Source organism: Sorangium sp. So ce394 (assembly GCF_051474665.1).
Taxonomy (GTDB): Bacteria; Myxococcota_A; Polyangia; order Polyangiales; family Polyangiaceae; genus Sorangium; species Sorangium cellulosum_D.
Window position 1 is genome coordinate 5,566,629 of the sequence record NZ_CP150339.1, and the last position, 17,402, is coordinate 5,584,030.

The following is a 17,402-nucleotide window of genomic DNA, read 5'->3' on the forward strand; positions in this document are numbered from 1 at the left end:
GAAGATGCAGATTCGCAGTGCAAAAGGTTGTGCGTGGGATCAGGTGAGCCTCGGTGAGGTGATGCTGCGTCTCGACCCGGGCGAGCGCCGCGTCCACACGACGCGGACGTTCGACGTCGGAGAGGGCGGGGGAGAGTACAACGTGGCGCGCGGGCTCCGGCGCTGCTTCGGGCTCCGCACCGCCATCGTCACGTCGCTCGCGGACAACGCGGTCGGCCGGCTCATCGAGGATCTGATGCTCCAGGGCGGGGTCGACACGTCGTTCCTGCGCTGGGTCGATTACGACGGCGTGGGCCGGGAGGTGCGCAACGGCCTCAACTTCACCGAGCGCGGCTTCGGGCCCCGGGCCGCCGCCGGTTGCTCGGACCGCGGCCACAGCGCCGCGTCCAAGCTGAAGCCGGGCGACCTCCCGTGGAAGACAATCTTCGGCGAGCGCGGCGCGCGCTGGTTCCACACGGGCGGCATCTTCTGCGCCCTGTCCGAGGCGGCCGGCGGCGTGGCGCGCGAGGCCATGGAGGTCGCGCGCGAGCACGACGTGCGGATCTCCTACGACCTCAACTACCGGCCCTCGCTGTGGAAGAACTTCGGCGGCCAGGAGAGGGCGCGCGAGGTCAACCGCGCGCTCATGCCCTACGTCGACTGCGTGTTCGGGAACGAGGAGGACTTCGTCGCCGGCCTCGGATTCGAGATCTCCGGCGTGGACACGAGCTACAGCCAGCTCGACACGAACGGGTTCCGCCGGATGATCTCCGAGGTCGTCGCGGCGTACCCCAACATCTCGGTCGTCGCCACGAGCCTCCGGACGGCCAAGACCGCGAGCGTGAACGGCTGGGGCGGCATCCTGTACTACAAGGGCGAGTTCTACGAGGTCGCCCAGCGGGACATCGAGATCCTGGACCGCGTGGGCGGCGGCGACTCGTTCGCCTCGGGGATCATCTACGGCCTCCTGGCCGATCAGGGCCCGCAGTGGGCGCTCGAGTGCGGCGTGGCGCACGGGGCGCTGGCGATGTCGACCCCGGGGGACACCTCGATGGCGTCGCTCGCCGAGGTGCGGCGGGCCATGGGCGGCGGCGGCGCGAGGATTGAACGATGACGAGGGTCAAACGATGAACAGAGAGCAAGTCGTCCGCCGCATCGAGGAGATCGGCATCGTCCCCGTCGTGCGCGCGCCGAGCGGAGAGCTCGCCGTGCGGGCCGCTCGCGCGCTCCGCGCGGGCGGCATCGAGGTCATCGAGATCACGATGACCGTCCCCGACGCGCTGTCGGTCATGCACGAGATCGCCTCCCGCATGGGGCGCCACGTCCTCGTCGGCGCGGGCACCGTGCTCACCGCGGACGCCGCCCGCGGGTGCATCGAGGCCGGCGCCGAGTTCATCGTGAGCCCGGGGCTCAACCTGGAGGTCATCCGCGCGGCGCACGACCTCGGCAAGGCGGTCTTCCCCGGGGGCCTCACGCCGACCGAGGTGATCACCGCGTGGAACGCCGGCGCCGACGCGGTGAAGGTGTTCCCGTGCTCGGCGATGGGCGGCGCGAAGTACCTGCGCGCCCTGCGCGCGCCGCTGCCGGACGTGAAGATGTTGCCGACCGGCGGGGTCAACCTGACGACCGCCCGGGACTTCATCGAGGCCGGCGCCGTGGCGCTCGGGGTCGGCGGCGAGCTCGTCGACGCCGCGGCGCTCGCCGCGGGCAAGGACGAGGTCCTCACCGAGCGCGCGCGCGAGTTCATGTCGGTGGTGAGCGCCGCGCGGGCCGATCTCAAGGGCGGCGCGCGGGCCTAGTCGTATCGAGGAAGAAGAAGAACCATGAGCAGCCTTCAAAAGAGAGATGTCCCGAGCCTCATGCGCGTACGCAGCCGCGAGGTCGTGTTCTTCACGCCCGAGCCTGGGCTCAAGCGCCGCATCCTGGCCCACAACGCGAACATGATGCTCGTCGAGCACCACATGGAGATCGGCTGGGCTGGCGCGCGCCACAGCCACCCGCACGATCAGCTGGTCTACGTCATCTCCGGACACCTCAAGTTCTCGTGCGCGGACGAGGAGTTCGAGGTGCGCGCCGGGGACAGCTTCGTGGTCCGCGGGGGCGTCGAGCACCAGGCCTGGGCGTTCGAGCCGAGCGTCGTGCTCGACGTGTTCACGCCGGCCCGCGAGGACTACATGCCCTGAGCGCAGGGGCCGGCCAGCGTCTCGAGTTCACCATCCACAATGAATGTCTTATCGACGGGCCCCGCGACCGACGAAGCGGGCCCGTGCGACCGAGGAGCCTATGAAACGTAGAACGTTCGCGATGTCGATGCTATTGCCCGTCGTCCTGGCCGCCTGCGGCGAGGACAGCGGCCCGGAGCCCGGTCCCGGTCCCGGCCCGGGCCCCGGTCCGGAGGTGCCGCCCGAGATGGTGCCGTACTACGAGGCGATGAAGCGCGCGGCCACCTTCATGAGCGAGAAGGTCGCGTACAAGGGCGGTTACGTGTGGAGCTACCTCCCCGATCTCTCCCAGAGCTGGGGCGAGATGGAGGCGTTCCGCACCATGCTGTGGGTGCAGCCGCCCGGCACGCCGTCGATGGGTCACGCCTACCTGGACGCCTACCACGCGACCGGCGACGAGCTCTTCTACAAGGCCGCCGAGCAGGTGGCCCTGGCCCTGGTCGAGGCCCAGCACGAGGCCGGCGGCTGGAACTACATCTACGACTTCGCGGGCGAGGAGTCGCTCAAGGACTGGTACGAGACCATCGGCCAGAACGGATGGCGGCTCGAGGAGTTCCACCACTACTACGGCAACGCGACGTTCGACGACGCCGGCACCGCCGTGGCCTCGCAGCTCCTCCTGCGCATGTACCTCGAGAAGAAGGACGAGCGGTTCCGCGGGCCGCTCGAGAAGGCGATCGGCTTCGTCACCACGGCCCAGTACCCCGGGGGCGGCTGGCCGCAGCGCTTCCCGCTGATGAGCAAGGAGGAGGGCAAGCCCGACTACACCAGCCTCGTCACCTTCAACGACGACGTGGCCGGGGAGAACATCAAGTTCCTGATCATGTGCCGCATGGCGCTCGGCCAGCCTGAGCTGCTCGACAACATCGAGCGCGCCATGGGCAACTTCGTCGCCATGCAGCAGCCCGCGCCGCAGCCCGCGTGGGGTCTGCAGTTCACGCTCGAGGGCGAGCCGGTGGGCGCGCGCACGTACGAGCCCACGGCGCTGACCACGCACACGACGGCCAACAACATCCAGCAGCTCCTCAATTTCTACGAGCTGACCGGTGACGAGAAGTACATCGCCCGCGTGCCCGAGGCGCTGGACTGGCTGGACAAGGTCAAGCTCACGCCGGAGCTCATCGAGCTCTTCCCCGATCGCACGCACCCCACGTACATCGAGATCGGGACCGACGTTCCGCTGTACGTCCACCGGCGCGGCTCGAACGTCGTCAACGGCGAGTATTACTTCGACAAGGACCCCGAGAAGCCGATTGGCCACTACGGGCAGGCGCGCAAGCTCGACGTCGTTGCCATGCGCAAGCGCTACGACGAGCTGAAGGCCAAATCGCCCGAGGAGCTGACGGCGGGCTCGCCCCTGAAGACCGACGAGCCGGCGGAGCTGCCGAAGTACTTCTCGCTGCGCGAGGTGTCGCTCGTCGATCTCTACGTCGGCCGCACGATGACGACCACGCCGGTGACCGAGGCGGACGCGCAGAAGGTCGTCAGCGAGCTCAACCAAGAGGGCTACTGGCCGGTCAAGCTCACGTACATCACCAACCCCCCCATCGGCCCGGGCACCGCGGAGCCTTATCTCGAAGACACCTACGCCACGACGCACGTCGGTGACCTGAACGACACCTCGCCCTACGAGCCGAGCAAGGCGCCGGCGGGGTACCCGCCCGTGGAGGCGCCGACGGGCATCACCGTGGAGAGCTTCATCAAGAACATGGGCACCCTGATCGCCTACGTCGCGCCCGTGCAGTGAGCGCCCGAGGGCGCCCGCCCTCGCCCCGTGCCGGCTGGCGCCGCGCCGCCTTGGTCCGTTCCTGACGGGATGAGAAGGAACCGCAGAGGCGCAGAGGACACAGAGGGAAGAGAAGAGAGCTGAAAGTTCTCTCTCTTTCTTTCTCTCTCTATCTCTCTTTCCTCTGTGCCCTCTGTGCCTCTGTGGTTCAATTTCTTGTTCTCAGGGACCAGGAACGGGCTTGGCCAAGCGGCATTCCCCTAGCCATGGAGACATCGGAATGCGTTCTTTCATCTTCGCCGCGCTCGGCGCCGGTTTCCTGCTCGCATCGACAGCCTCTTGCAGCGACGCCGACGATCCCGCCGGCCAGCCCGATGGATCCTCCGGCGGGACCGGGGGCACGGGCGCCGGCACGGTGAGCTCGGGGGGCGGCCAGGCGTCCACCACCGCAGGACCGGGTGGCGGCTCGACCACGGCCAGCGCCGGAGCGCAGGGCGGGGCCACGTCCGTCTCCTCCGGCGCCAGCACCTCGGCGGGCGCAGGCGGCATGGATTCGCCGCCCTCGGAGGACGACCTCTACGTCGCCCCCGACGGCGCGGAGGACAACCCCGGGACCATCGACGCGCCCACCACGCTCTACAAGGCGATCACCCTGGTGCGGCCGGGCCAGACCATCTACCTGCGCGGGGGCGAGTACCTCTACATCCCGACCGTGGAGATCGCTCACGGGAACGACGGGACGCCGGAGCAGAGGAAGCGCCTGTTCGCCTATCCCGGCGAGGAGCCCGTGCTCGAGTTCAAGGACCAGTACTACAAGAAGGGCGACCCGGCCAGCCCGCGCGGCGTCGAGCTGCACGGCAGCTACTGGCATATCCAGGGGATCGAGATCGCCAACGCCGGCGACAACGGCCTCTTCATCTCGGGGCACCACAACGTCGTCGAGCGCTGCGTCTTCCACCACAACCGGGACTCGGGCCTCCAGCTCGGCGGCCGGCTGGGCGAGCTGGAGACCCCGGAGGAGGAGTGGCCGTCGCACAACAAGATCGTCAACTGCGACTCGTACAGCAACTTCGACCCGCCCGACGGCGGCGACGCGGACGGCTTCGCCCCGAAGCTGAACGTCGGCGAGGGGAACGAGTTCCACGGCTGCCGCGCCTGGAACAACTCGGACGACGGCTGGGACATGTTCAACCGCAACGGCAAGCCGCTCAAGCCGGTGCTTCTGGACCAGTGCTGGGCGTTCGACAACGGCTACAAGGAAGGCGGGTACATGAGCACGCCGCCTCCGGTCCCGTACATGGGCAACGGCAACGGCTTCAAGATGGGCGGGAGCAACGGCCTCGCGTCCGACCACGTGATCACGCGCTCCGTCGCGTTCGGCAACAAGGTCCGCGGCTTCGACGAGAACAACAACGTCGGCAACATCACGGTGAAGAACTGCACGGGGTGGCTGAACGGCTCCATGAACTACGCGTTCGGCGAGGGCGGGTTCCACACGTTCATCAACAACATCTCGCACGCGAGGAAATCCAGCGACGAGCCGGTCGGCACCGCGGTCTCGAACGCGTTCGAGGGCGCCACCGACGCCGACTTCCTCAGCCTCGATCGCGCGCTGGCCAAGGCCCCCCGCAACCCCGACGGCAGCCTGGCAGCGACCGATTTCCTGCGGCTCGCCCCGACGAGCCAGCTCGTCGACGCGGGCTCGACCGAGGGCCCCGCGCTCCCGTACGCCGGCGCCGCGCCCGACCTCGGCGCCTTCGAGGTCGAGTGAGCCCTGAGGAGGCCCGAGCGGGGGCGGCTGCAACGGTCTTTCTTCACGCTTTCAGGAGGCAATCATGCGGCATGAGAGGTCGAATCGTTTCACCCCCTTTGCGGCGGCCCTCGTCGCGCTCTCTGGCGCGGGAGGCTGCGCGGCGTCGGGGGACGACGGCGACGCGGCCGGCGCGACGTCGTCCGGGGCCGGGACCAGCGGGCCGTCGTCGACGGCGAGCGGCGGCGCGACGAGCAGCGGCGGCACGACCGGCGGCGGCACCGCGAGCAGCAGCGGGACCACGGACAGCGGGGGAGGCGCGACCAGCGGCGCGGGCGGCGAGGGTGCGGGCGGGGGCGGCGGCCAGGGCGCGGGCGGCTCGGGCCCCGGCGCGAGCGCGGGCTCCGGCGGCGGCATGGTCGACGGCTGCCCGGTCAGCGCGCCGATCGGGTGGGCGGGCGTGAGCGGCCACGGCGTGGCCACCACGACGGGCGGCCTCGGCGGGATGACCGTCACGGCGACAACGACCGAGCAGCTCGTCGCGTACGCCGAGAGCCCCGAGCCGCTGATCATCCAGATCTCCGGCGACATCGACGTCAGCGGCGTGGACATCGACGTGGCGTCGAACAAGACGCTGATCGGCGCGGGCCCCGACGCCACCCTCCGGGGCCGGCTCCAGATCCGGGGGAAGTCGATCGACGCGCCGATCCAGAACGTCATCGTCCAGAACCTCAAGATCGACGCCAGCTCGACGGCCGACGACGGGATCCAGATCCACTTCGCCCACCACGTCTGGGTGGATCACGTGGAGATCTGGGACGCGCTGGACGGCAACCTCGACGTCGTCCACGGCTCCGACCTCGTGACCGTCTCGTGGTGCAAGTTCCACTACACGAGCAACGCGCCGGATCCCGCGCACCGCTTCTCGAACCTGGTCGGCCACAGCGACAACAACAGCGACGAGGACACGGGGAGGCTCCGCGTCACGTTCCACCACAACTGGTGGGCCGACGGCGTGATCGAGCGCATGCCGCGCGTCCGCTTCGGCGAGGTCCACGTCTTCAACAACTACTACTCGGCGGCCGGCAACAACTACGCCATCGGGGGCGGCCTCGAGGCCCGGCTCCGGATCGAGAACAACACCTTCGACGGGGTGAAGGATCCGCACATCTTCTACGACGGCGAGCCGACCGCGCAGATCGTGGCGAGCGGGAATGCCTATCTCGGCCTGTCGGACACCACCCGGAAGGACATGGGGCAGGGGAGCGCGTTCACCCCGCCGTACACCGTCGCGCTGGACCCGGCCGGCGCCTCGTTGAAGGACGTCGTGACACGGTGCGCCGGTCCGAGATAACGACGTTCGCGCACAGCGCACCTCACGACGGCACAGACTCGCGCGCCCTGGCACCCGACGTGCTTCGGAGTTCCGGGACCACGCGCCATCCCGGTGACTCGATGCCTGCGGCGCGAGGGCGGGACGCGGTGGTGCAAGGAGCCGACGACGTATGAAATTGCTTCCAGTTGCCATGGCGGTGCTGAGCGTGGCTGCGGTCGGGCTCGGGTGCGGCAGCAGCCCGAGCGATGTGGGAGAGGGCGCAGGGGCGAGCTCCGGCGGGAGCTCCGGCGGGGAAGGGGGCTCGTTCGACATCGGCGGCGAGCCCGGCCCCGGATCGAGCGGCGCGGGCAACGGCAGCCCCGCGGGCGGCGGTGCGTGCGCGACCCAGACGGCGGCGGCGTCGCTCCAGCCGGTGTACCTGGCCTTCGCGTTCGACGTGTCGGGCAGCATGGGCAAGGGCGACAAGAAGTGGCACGACAAGTCGCTCAAGTGGGATCCCGTGGTCGCGGCGACCAAGCAGTTCTTCGCGGACCCCAGCTCCGAAGGGCTCACGGCGTCGCTCGCGTTCTTCCCCGCCCAGGACGACAAGTGCTCGGCCGAGATCTACGCGACGCCGGACGTGCCGCTCACGCCGCTGCCCTCGCCGGCGTTCGGCGCGGCGCTCGACCAGATCGAGCCGATGACCTCGAGCGACTGGCGCGGCGGCACGCCGACCGCGTGGGTGATGCGCGGCACGAGCGCGTTCATCGAGGCGCAGCGCCAGCAGAACCCCGGGAAATACGCGATCGTGCTCGTGACGGACGGCTACCCGCAGGGCTGCGACGAGGCCTCCGACACGATCGACGCCGTCGTGGCCGACGCCCAGGCGGCCTTCGCGGACAACGTCCCGACGTACGTCATCGGCGTCGAGAACCCGCCCATCGAAGGCGCGCCCGATACGCTCGACGATCTGCACGAGATCGCGGCCGCGGGCGGCACGGAGGGCGCCGTCCTCATCGACACCGGCGATCCCTCGCAGACCACGGCCGCGTTCAAGGCGGCGATCGAGCGGATCCGCAGCGCCGCGGTGTCGTGCACGATGGCGATCCCGCTCCCGCCCGACGGGAGCAGCTTCGACAAGGAGAAGGTCCGCGTGGTCTACACGGACGGCGCGAACGCGGCCACGGAGCTCGCGTACGATCAGAGCTGCGCGACCGAGGCCGCCTGGCGCTACGACGAGCCCGCGAGCCCGACGCAGATCGTCCTCTGCGTCGACACGTGCACGACGGTCCAGGCGGACGCGGCGGCGCAGCTGAGCGTCGATTTCACCTGCGAGAGCGTGATCGAGGTCCCCCTGTAGCCGCAGGCCGCCGCGCGCCCGACCCGCCGCCGCGCCGTCGGGCCGATCCGTGTCAACCGTGCGTTGACACTGTGGACGCACTCCGTTGCACCTCCATCGACCCCACCTCGGCCGAGCGCGGATCCGTCGCGCCGGGCAGCGCCGCGCGTTATCCGCGGCGGTGCCCGGCGCCCCCTCGCCGCCGGTCCGCCGGCCGTGCGGGCGCATGTTACCGTCCAGCAACGCTGCCGAGATGTTGTAAAACAGAGCGACGATGGAAGCGGCTCAGGAGCGCGAGCGGAGGACCCTCGATCGATACACGCTCCACGGCGTGATCGCCTCCGGGGGGATGGCGTCCGTCCACTTCGGTCGGCTCGTCGGCGCCCACGGCTTCGCGCGCACCGTCGCGATCAAGCGCCTGCACCCGCAGTTCGCGAGGGATCCCGAGTTCTCGTCGATGCTGCTCGACGAGGCGCGGCTGGCGGTGCGCATCCGCCACCCGAACGTCGTCACCACGCTCGACAGCGTCCAGGCCGACGACGAGCTCTTCGTGGTCATGGAGTACATCGCGGGCGAGTCGCTCTCGAGCCTGCTGCGCGAGGCCGGCAGGCAAGGGCAGAAGGTGCCGCAGCCGGTCGGCTCGGCCATCGTCGCCGGCGCGCTGGCGGGCCTGCACGCGGCGCACGAGGCGACCGACGAGGATGGCGCCCCGCTCCAGATCGTCCACCGTGACGTGTCGCCGCAGAACATCCTGGTCGGCGAGGACGGCATCGCGCGCGTGCTCGACTTCGGCATCGCGCGCGCGGCGGTGCGGAGCCAGGTGAGCCGCGTCGGGCAGCTCAAGGGCAAGCTCAGCTACATGGCGCCGGAGCAGCTCCGCGGCGCGCCCGTGAACCGGCGCGCCGACATCTACGCGGCCTCGGTGGTCCTGTGGGAGGTGCTCACGGGGCGGCGGCTGTTCACCGGGGAGTGCGACGCGGAGATCTACGGGCGGATCCTCGAGGGCGTGGTCCAGCCGCCGAGCGCGTACGGCGAGGTGCCGAAGGCGCTCGACGAGGTGGTGCTCCGCGGGCTCGAGAAGGACCCCGAGCGGCGCTACGCGACCGCGCTGGAGATGGCGGCCGCGCTGGAGGAGGCGCTTTCGCCGGCGAGCCCGCGCGCGGTCGGGGCGTGGGTCGAGGCGACGGCGGGGACGTTGCTCGAGGCGCGGGCGAAGAGCCTCGCCGCGATCGAGACGTCGCAGCGGAGCGCGGCCTGGACGCAGCGGAGCGCGGCTCCGGCGCCGTCGAGCCCCGCCGCCGTGCAGGGGGCGCCGCTGCGGGAGATCGACACGCGCCCGGCGCTGCCGGCGGGGCAGCGCGCGCGCGCGGCGCGGGTCTCGGTGACGGTCGCGACGATGACGAGGACGGTCGAGGACATGGCGCGGCCTGCGGCGTCCGCGCTGGCGACGCCGATCGCGGCGGCGGGGCCGGCGCGGCGGGTGAGCGCGCAGCTCGTCCGCGCCTCGACGCTGGCGTTCGGGGCCGCCGCGCTCCTGCTCGCGGTGGTCGCCGGCAGGGGCTGTGGCGCGCGGCCGGAGGCCGCGCCCGACGAGCGCGCCGGCGTGGGCGAGCCCTCGGCGCCGGCGAGGGTCTCGGCGCCGGCCATCGCGTCGGCGCCGGCGCCGGAGGGCTCTGGGGCCGTCGAGGGCGCTGGGGTCGCGGAGGGCTCTGGGGCCGTCGAGGGATCTGGGGCCGCCGAGGGCTCTGGAGCCGAGCCGAGGGCCGCAGCAGCCGCGCCAGGGGCCTCTGGGGCCGCGCCAGGGGCCACAGCAGCCGCGCCCGCCACGAGCGCGTCCGCAGCGGCACCCGCGGCGTCCGCGAGCGCCTCCGCGAAGGCCGCGTCGGTCGCGCGCGCGGCCGCCACGGAGCGCGCCGCGGGGGTGCGCGCCGCGGCCCCCGCGCGCAGCGCGCGGCCGCGATCGCGCTGCGAGCCCCCCTACTACCTGGACGGCGACGGCATCCGGCGGATCAAGCGTGAGTGTCTGTGAAGGACGGAAGCGTGTAGCCTACGCCGCGATGACACGGGGCCTCCTCGTCGCCTTCGTCGCAGCCGTCACGCTCCTCGCGGGCTCGCGCGCCCGCGCTCAGGGCGTGGGAGAAGCGTGCGCGGCCTCGTACGAGCAAGCGCAGCAGCTCGTCCGCGACCGGGCGCTGCGGCGCGCCCGGGCCGAGCTCCGTCAGTGCGTGAGCTCGTGTCCGGCGACGCTCGCCCGCGACTGCCAGAGCTGGAGCGAGCGGGTCGAGCGCGATATGCCCAGCGTCGCGCTGTCGGCCACGTCCGCGGACGGCCACGCGCCGGGCCGCGTGCGCGTGCTCCTCGACGGCGCGCCGCTCGTCGAGGCGCTCCCGAAGGATCCGATCGAGCTCGATCCCGGGCGCCACACGCTGACCTTCGAGGACGCGGCGGGGACGCGCGTCGTCACCGTGGTCACGGTGTCGCCGGGCGACAAGGCGCTGCCGATCGCGGTGCGCTTCCCCGCGGCCGCGCCGCCGGCCGCGGCGCGCGGCGGCGCGGCGCCGGTGCGGCAGCGCTGGCCGCTCGTGCTCGCCGGCGTCGGCGCGGTGGCGGTCGGCGTGGGCGCGTTCCTCGGCATCAAGGGGCACGTCGACCGGAGCGAGCTCCGCAGCAGGTGCGCGCCCGGGTGTACGGCGGACGAGGTCGAGGCGATCGACACCCTCTGGACGGCCGGCGCCATCAGCGCCGGCGCGGGGCTGGTCGTCGCGGGGGTGGGGACGGTGCTGTACTTCCAGCTCGATCCAATGATCCCCGCGGCGCCGGCCACGGGCTCCGCCCTGCTGCCGGACGGCGCTGTGCTCTCGCTGCGCGGCTCCTTCTGAGCGCCCGCGGGAGGCCCGTCGGCCCTCGCTTGGGGCGCCGGGGGCTACTCTACGAGTCATCAGGTCGCCAGAGCGCCTCGGGGCGCGGCAACGTCCGTGCCGAGGTCTGCTCTGGCATTCGGCGCGCTGGCTGCAGCTTCCATCCTCCACGGGCGGCCTTTTGCCATCGCGGCACCTCGCTGCTCGGCTACCATGATCGCCCTGATCCGCCTACCCCGGATCTTCCGGAAACACAGCGATGGCACGCACCGCACCCGTACCGAATATCCCCGCGATTCCTGGCATGAACCCCGGTGTCTTCATCGCTGGTGGAGGCGGTGGAGGCGGACGAGGACGCGGAAACAGTGGCAGTGGGCGTGGCGGGAAGCAGGGTGCAGGCGGTAAGAATGGCCAAGGAGACCCTAGCGGTGGTGGCAAGAACGCCAAAGGCTGCGGTCCGGGCGCCAACGGCGGCTGCACCAACTGCAGCCGAAGTATCTCCAAAGGAGATCCCGTCGACGTCATCTCGGGAGAGGTCTTCACGATCCCCGAGATGGACGTCTTCTTGCCAGGGTTCTTCAACCTCGAGATCACCCGCGCGTATTCCTCTGCTCAACGCGACGAGGATGTAGGGCTTGGATTCGGCTGGAGACACAGCTTGGCCTGGACTCTGGAAGAGACCCGACGCGGGCTTGTCCTCCGATCAGGTGACGGCGGCGTGGAGACCCTTCCGGCGTTGGATAGCGTCGGCGAGCAGGCGTCAGTCGGGCCGTGGGGAATCTTACGCACTGAGATGGGCTATGTGGTACGGCCCGGCAACGAGTTCATACATTACTTCGCCAAGACAGAGCCGACGTCCTTCCTATACAGGCTAGTTGCGGTCAGTTATCGAGCCCGTGGCTGGCTGCGCTTGAGCTATGAGGCCGGGCGCCTGACAAACGTGATGGATTCTGCAGGGCGCTCCATCGTCTTCAACAGTACGCCGGAGGGTCGAATCCGTTCCATCGCCGTGCCGGATCCGAACGGGGGATCGCTTACTTTCGCCCGCTTCGAGTACGATGCTCGCGGCGACCTGATTGAGGCCATCGATGTCGATGGTTCCTCAACTCGCTACGCATACGACGAGCGTCACCGCCTACAGCGCCTCGAATACCCGAGCGGGATCGTATTCCACTTCGTCTACGATGACGCAGGACGCTGCGTTGAGACTTGGGGAAACTATCCGGGACACGCCGATCCCGCACTGGCTCATGAAGCGCCGGCCGTCCTGCGTGACGGGCGCCCGGCCAAAGGCATTTATCATTGCCGTTTTGAATATGACGGCGACTATACCGAGGTTGTGGACTCGGTGCGGCGGCAGCGCTTCTTTCGTGGGCCTGCGGACGAAATCGGCAAAGCCGTGAGCGCTAGAGGCGGCGTCACGACGCGCACCTTCGACGACCGAGACCGCATGACGTCGCTCACCGATCCGACAGGGGCTACGTGGATATGGCAATACGACGAGATGGATGAGATCGTTCGGGAGACGAATCCCGACGGTCAGTCCCTCCACGTCCAGCGCGACGCGCTTGGACGAGAGCTTGAAATCGTCGATCCCGCCGGCGGCGCCACTGTGATTCACCGTGACCGTTCCGGCGAAGTTGTCTACATGCGCGATCAGAGAGGTGGAGTGATCCAGCTGAATCGCGTCGATCGCGGTGTTCCGCGTGAGTTTGTCGACGAACGCGGCGGAAGGCACCTGTTCGAGTACGATCATCATGGAAACTGCACCGCTCGCACGTTCCCGAACGGGGCACGTTACCAGTTTACGTACGATTACTGGGGACGCCTCCTCCGGATCGTGAACCCGCTCGGTCACGAAATTCATCTCCGTTACACCCGATCGGGGCGGCTTACGCACCTTGTGGATCAGCTCGGGCGAACCACGAGCTATCGCTACGACGGCATGGGTAATCTGGTCTCGACCACCGAACCGGACGGCCGCACGACGACCTATGAGTACGGTGGGCTGAATTGGCTCACGCGCGTCGTGCATCCCGATGGATCCGAGCTTCGCGCGTCCTACAACCGCGAGGGTTGGCTGCTACACCACCTGAACGAGAGAGGCGAGAAGTCCGAGCGATCGTACCTGCCAGACGGGAACCTCGCCTCGGAGCGCCAGTTTCATGGCGCGAGCATCCGCTACCAGCGCGATCTGCTCGGGCGCATTACGGGATACGACGAAGGCGACGGCCTGCACGAGCTGAAGCTCAGCCCGGCGGGGCAGATCCTCGAGCACATAGCGCCCGACGACTCCGCGCAGCGCTTTGAGTATGATGCGCGTGGCGAGCTGATAACGGCCTCATCGGCGGAGGTTAAGCTCACGTTCGAGCGTGACGCGGCAGGCCGGATCACCAAAGAATCCGTCACCGTGGAAGGAATGACCTACGTCGTCCAGAGCTGGCGCAACGAATCCGGAGATCGTTTGTCGCTTCGGACGTCGCTGGGCCACGAGCTGCGCGTGCAGCGAGACGCGAACGGTCGCGTCGCAGCCCTGGAGGACCGCGACGGTCGCGTCCTTTCCATCACGCGAAGCCCGCTCGGCTCCGTGCAGCGCATCGACCTCGCCGGCGGCGGATCCATCATTGACGCACGAGACGCCGCCAATCGCCTGCGGCGCCGCCACGTCGAGAGGCCGCCAGAGGGTCAACGAAGGCACGAGCCAGAGTGGATCGGGCTCGATCGCGCAGGCGCGGTCGATCACCGCTACGAGTATACCGACGTTGACGAGCTCCGCAGCATGTCCACCGCTGCCGGCCAGGCCGATGTGTTCGAGTACGACGCCAGGAAGCGGCTTATCTGCAAGCAGCGCGGCGATGGCACGCGCGAGGAGCTTCATGTCGATCCTTGCTCTAATTACAGCGAGATCGGCGCCCGTGGTCTCGAGCGCAGCTACGCGCAGGGCAACGTCCTCACGACGCGTGGGGACACCCAGTACACCCACGATGCGCGAGGCTACCTCATCAAGAAGACAGTGCGAAACCCGGCATCGCCGACGCCGGAGACATGGCGCTACACCTGGAACGCATATGGTCTTCTGGAGAGCGTCGATCGCCCCAACGGAATGCGCGTAGAGTTCCTGTACGACGCATTCGCGCGTCGCGTCGCCAAACGGACGCTGCAAGACGGCCGCATCACCGCCCGATACCACTATGTTTGGGACCTCATGTCCTTAATTCACGAGGTGAAGGTCAGTGATTCAGGAGCTCCTGAGTCGGTCCGTACGTACCTGTTCGAGGACTCCGATGACCCGATGCCGCTCGGGCACCGCGACGCGTCAGGAGGCGCGTGGGTCTACTACGTCGAAGACGTCATCGGCGCGCCGACGGACCTGGTGGATGCGACCGGCCGGCTGCTGGGCAGGCTCGAGCGCTCGATCTTCGGGAAGGCCCGGCCTGCTCCCGGCTCGAAGGTGACGACGCAATTTCGCGCTCCCGGCCAGTATGACGATCCTGAGACCGGCCTTCACTACAACCGCTATCGCTACTACGACCCCGAGCTCGGGAGGTACATAAGCCCCGACCCCATCGGCTACTTCGGTGGGCTCAACCTGTTCGCCTACGGCCCTAATCCGATCGGTTGGCCCGATCCTCTGGGGCTGGTCATCGCCCAGTTGACGGGCGCGCCGGCGGCCTTCCAGGACTTCGCGGGTAACCCGAGCGGATTTCCGTCCGGCGGCGTGGCATCGCCGGGTCTGAACGCGCCCGCCGCCGGTTTCAATCCGCGCAACAACGGATGCGGTGAGCAGAAGTTTGCTCAGGAGCTGCTCGCGTTCGGAAAGACTCAGCAAGCGCGGGAGCTGCCGCGCCGGCAGCGCAAGTACAAACTCGAAGGCAAGTTCCCGCCGTGCCCCACCTGTCACGCGGCGCTGATGCGCGCGGCCGCCGACACGAACTCGACCGTAGATTATGTGTGGGAGCAGCCAGAAGGTGTGCAGAACAAGGTCAGCTACAAGGGCAACAAGAACGGTTCTTGCAAGGTCAAGGGGAAGGGTGTGGCGGGCAAGGAGGTCGCCACGGGCTACGACCACAACCTGGGCTCCGCTACCAACCCGAAGGCCGCGACGACACAGGGCTATTATGGTGTCGCATTCAGTGGCAAGTCTGACGCCACCTATGAAAAGCTGCGACAGCAACAAAAGAACGAGAGGAAAAGATGAAGAGAGTTGCGAGAGCCGCGTCATCCTCGCGTGGTGACTCGGACGTCGAGGGCGCCGCGAGCGACGCGCTCAAAAAGATCATCGTCGCCGCGGGTCAAGGAGGCAAGACGCTCAATCTGCGCGCGCTGGGCCTCCAGGAACTGCCTGAGGAGATCGGGACGGTCACCATGCTGGAGGAGCTCGACCTGTCTAGCAATGCGTTGAGACAAGTGCCGTCTTCGTTTGCGGCGCTCGGTCAGCTCTCGAAGCTGGATTTGAGCCGGAATCAACTGAAGTGGTTTCCCTCGAACCTTTGCGGGCTGACTAGCCTGCGTAGCTTGAACGTGAGCGATAATGCTATTAAAGAGGTTCCTGCCTCAATCTCCGCGCTCGTCGATCTCGAAGAGCTCGATCTCGGGTTCAACAAGCTGGAACGATTGCCGAAGGAGCTCTTTGCTCTGCCGAGACTGCGCAAGCTGGAGCTAAGCGGCAATCAGCTGAAGCTCCTGCCACGGGAATTAGGGCAGATGAAGGAGCTCGTCGAGCTCTGGGTCGTCGACAATCCCTTTTCGGTTCTGCCCAAGGAGGTATGGGCTCTACCAAAGCTGGCGTGGCTTCACCTGGATGGTGAGCAATTCGCGCAAGTCCCAGACGCCGTGCGCAAGCGAGGGAGGCCGACGCTTCAGGTCGTATGACCCTTCGCGTCGCGGACGCTTGTCCGCCTCGGGAGTGGCTTGGATGGCGAACCGCGGCGACGTGGGAGCATTCTCGAGCCAGAAGGCGAGGGATGCGCTGCCGAACACCACGATCTCGCCCGTTTTGACGAGCCTCGCGGCGTCGATCACGATGCGACGGACGGCGGACGGATCGACCATGCGCGGAGGTCAGCAAACGGGTGTGCTCGCAGAGTACTGCCGAGGCCAAGCGAGGCCGAGGAGGACGCCGCCCACGTCGATTCGAGCGCTTCGAGGGGCTCCATCCCCACGAGCCATCCGCGAAGAACTCGGGCAGCGTCCTCGACGGCAGCGATCATGGCGCCCCTCGCCAGCTCGCCGCCGAGCGTGGCGGTCCAGATCCATGGGATAGCTGTCCAGAGGTCGTCCGGCGGTCCAGCGATCTCACGCTGCAGTCTCGCGAGGACGGCCGCACGGTAGGTCGGATCGCGAAGCGCGAGTTGATACCCTTCGCGGCAGTGACCCGCGAGCCGAGCGTCCCGCGGCGCCAAAGCGTCACGTGCATCCACCACGGCTCGGAGGATACGCGAGCCCGGCGCTCGCCACAAGCTCCGCAGCGCGCGTCAAGGTAGCCCTTGAGCACAGGATCGCGGCCGGCGCCGCGGATGCCAGGCGGCTCAGGCGTCCGCTGAAATTCGGCGAAAATCGATTCATGGGAAGAGGACCGCAAGGGCGCAAGGGACGCAAGGGGAAGAGAAAGAGAAGAATACAAATCCATCTCTGTCCCGTTGCGCCTCTCACGCCCTTGCGGTCTCTCCCCTTGCTGCGACGCCCGCCGCTCCGATGCCAACCCGAGCAGCCGACGGATCACATCGTGAACGACCCGGGCCGCAGCGTCCGCCGCGCGTCCCGCTGCGGCCTCGACGTGAGCGTGCGCGCCCGGATCCTGTCCTGTGCGCAGAGGCTGCGCGCCTGCGCGGTGCCGCCGCCCTGCTGCTGCCTGCGGCCGTCCCTGCTGCGCCGCCCCGCCGCGCTCCTGCGCGTCCCCCGCCGCGCTCCTGCGCAGCCCGCGACGCCCTGCTGCGCCGCCCCGCCGCGCTCCTGCGCAGCCCGCGACGCCCTGCTGCGCCGCCCCGCCGCGCTCCTGCGCGTCCCCCGCCGCGCTCCTGCGCAGCCCGCGACGCCCTGCTGCGCGGCCCTGCCGCCCTCCTGCGCGTCCCCCGCCGCGCTCCTGCGCATCCCGCGACGCCCTGCTGCGCGGCCCCGCCGCCCCCCTGCGCCGCCCTCGGAGTGTCCTTTGTTACAATCGCGCGCCTCCTGCGCCGCCCCCGAGCTCCTCCTACACAGCCCGTGGAGTGTCCT

General features: G+C 69.0%; 12 protein-coding genes. 11 read left to right on the plus strand and 1 reads right to left on the minus strand.

The genetic code is table 11. The features are described 5' to 3' along the window. Positions 1-4 precede the first annotated feature (4 nt). The 11 genes from WMF33_RS20380 (at position 5) to WMF33_RS20430 (ending at position 16,061) form a co-directional block, all read left to right on the plus strand. Positions 5-1,093, plus strand: coding sequence for a PfkB family carbohydrate kinase (locus WMF33_RS20380; protein ID WP_437338703.1), 1,089 nt, complete (start codon positions 5-7; stop codon positions 1,091-1,093). 13 nt (positions 1,094-1,106) lie between these two features. Then, positions 1,107-1,778, plus strand: a complete 672-nt coding sequence (locus WMF33_RS20385) for a bifunctional 4-hydroxy-2-oxoglutarate aldolase/2-dehydro-3-deoxy-phosphogluconate aldolase (RefSeq protein ID WP_061626422.1) — start codon at positions 1,107-1,109, stop codon at positions 1,776-1,778. Positions 1,779-1,802: 24 nt separating this feature from the next. Beyond that, entirely contained in the window at positions 1,803-2,162 is a 360-nt protein-coding gene (locus WMF33_RS20390; protein WP_129575856.1) for a cupin domain-containing protein, read from the plus strand. Between the two features lie 100 nt (positions 2,163-2,262). Beyond that, positions 2,263-3,948: a pectate lyase gene (locus WMF33_RS20395; protein WP_437338704.1), complete on the plus strand. Its 1,686-nt coding sequence runs from the start codon at positions 2,263-2,265 to the stop codon at positions 3,946-3,948. A 259-nt stretch (positions 3,949-4,207) separates the two neighbouring features. Beyond that, the gene (locus tag WMF33_RS20400; protein ID WP_437338705.1) at positions 4,208-5,698 is read left to right on the plus strand and encodes a right-handed parallel beta-helix repeat-containing protein; all 1,491 of its coding nucleotides are present in this window, start codon (positions 4,208-4,210) and stop codon (positions 5,696-5,698) included. A 64-nt stretch (positions 5,699-5,762) separates the two neighbouring features. Beyond that, positions 5,763-7,031 (plus strand): pectate lyase family protein, encoded by a 1,269-nt coding sequence (locus tag WMF33_RS20405; protein WP_437338706.1) that lies wholly within the window; start codon positions 5,763-5,765, stop codon positions 7,029-7,031. A gap of 151 nt (positions 7,032-7,182) precedes the next feature. After that, positions 7,183-8,352, plus strand: coding sequence for a vWA domain-containing protein (locus tag WMF33_RS20410; RefSeq protein ID WP_437338707.1), 1,170 nt, complete (start codon positions 7,183-7,185; stop codon positions 8,350-8,352). 253 nt (positions 8,353-8,605) lie between these two features. Further along, positions 8,606-10,360 (plus strand): serine/threonine-protein kinase, encoded by a 1,755-nt coding sequence (locus tag WMF33_RS20415; protein ID WP_437338708.1) that lies wholly within the window; start codon positions 8,606-8,608, stop codon positions 10,358-10,360. Between the two features lie 28 nt (positions 10,361-10,388). Continuing rightward, positions 10,389-11,210, plus strand: a complete 822-nt coding sequence (locus WMF33_RS20420) for a hypothetical protein (RefSeq protein WP_437338709.1) — start codon at positions 10,389-10,391, stop codon at positions 11,208-11,210. 283 nt (positions 11,211-11,493) lie between these two features. Then, complete coding sequence (locus WMF33_RS20425; RefSeq protein ID WP_437339502.1) at positions 11,494-15,387, plus strand: RHS repeat-associated core domain-containing protein; 3,894 nt, start codon at positions 11,494-11,496, stop codon at positions 15,385-15,387. Next, complete coding sequence (locus WMF33_RS20430) at positions 15,384-16,061, plus strand: leucine-rich repeat domain-containing protein (RefSeq protein ID WP_437338710.1); 678 nt, start codon at positions 15,384-15,386, stop codon at positions 16,059-16,061. Before WMF33_RS20425 ends, WMF33_RS20430 begins: the two co-directional genes overlap by 4 nt. 846 nt (positions 16,062-16,907) lie before the next feature. On the opposite strand, the gene WMF33_RS20435 is transcribed toward WMF33_RS20430, so the two are convergent. Next, positions 16,908-17,279, minus strand: a complete 372-nt coding sequence (locus WMF33_RS20435; protein ID WP_437338711.1) for a hypothetical protein — start codon at positions 17,277-17,279, stop codon at positions 16,908-16,910. Between the last annotated feature and the right edge of the window lie 123 nt (positions 17,280-17,402).

Coding starts and splice junctions, on each gene's coding strand:
- WMF33_RS20380 (WP_437338703.1), top strand. CDS start 5: ATGCAGATTCGCAGTGCAAAAGGTTGTGCGTGGGATCAGGTGAGCCTC.
- WMF33_RS20385 (WP_061626422.1), top strand. CDS start 1,107: ATGAACAGAGAGCAAGTCGTCCGCCGCATCGAGGAGATCGGCATCGTC.
- WMF33_RS20390 (WP_129575856.1), top strand. CDS start 1,803: ATGAGCAGCCTTCAAAAGAGAGATGTCCCGAGCCTCATGCGCGTACGC.
- WMF33_RS20395 (WP_437338704.1), top strand. CDS start 2,263: ATGAAACGTAGAACGTTCGCGATGTCGATGCTATTGCCCGTCGTCCTG.
- WMF33_RS20400 (WP_437338705.1), top strand. CDS start 4,208: ATGCGTTCTTTCATCTTCGCCGCGCTCGGCGCCGGTTTCCTGCTCGCA.
- WMF33_RS20405 (WP_437338706.1), top strand. CDS start 5,763: ATGCGGCATGAGAGGTCGAATCGTTTCACCCCCTTTGCGGCGGCCCTC.
- WMF33_RS20410 (WP_437338707.1), top strand. CDS start 7,183: ATGAAATTGCTTCCAGTTGCCATGGCGGTGCTGAGCGTGGCTGCGGTC.
- WMF33_RS20415 (WP_437338708.1), top strand. CDS start 8,606: ATGGAAGCGGCTCAGGAGCGCGAGCGGAGGACCCTCGATCGATACACG.
- WMF33_RS20420 (WP_437338709.1), top strand. CDS start 10,389: ATGACACGGGGCCTCCTCGTCGCCTTCGTCGCAGCCGTCACGCTCCTC.
- WMF33_RS20425 (WP_437339502.1), top strand. CDS start 11,494: ATGAACCCCGGTGTCTTCATCGCTGGTGGAGGCGGTGGAGGCGGACGA.
- WMF33_RS20430 (WP_437338710.1), top strand. CDS start 15,384: ATGAAGAGAGTTGCGAGAGCCGCGTCATCCTCGCGTGGTGACTCGGAC.
- WMF33_RS20435 (WP_437338711.1), bottom strand. CDS start 17,279: ATGCGCAGGAGCGCGGCGGGGGACGCGCAGGAGGGCGGCAGGGCCGCG.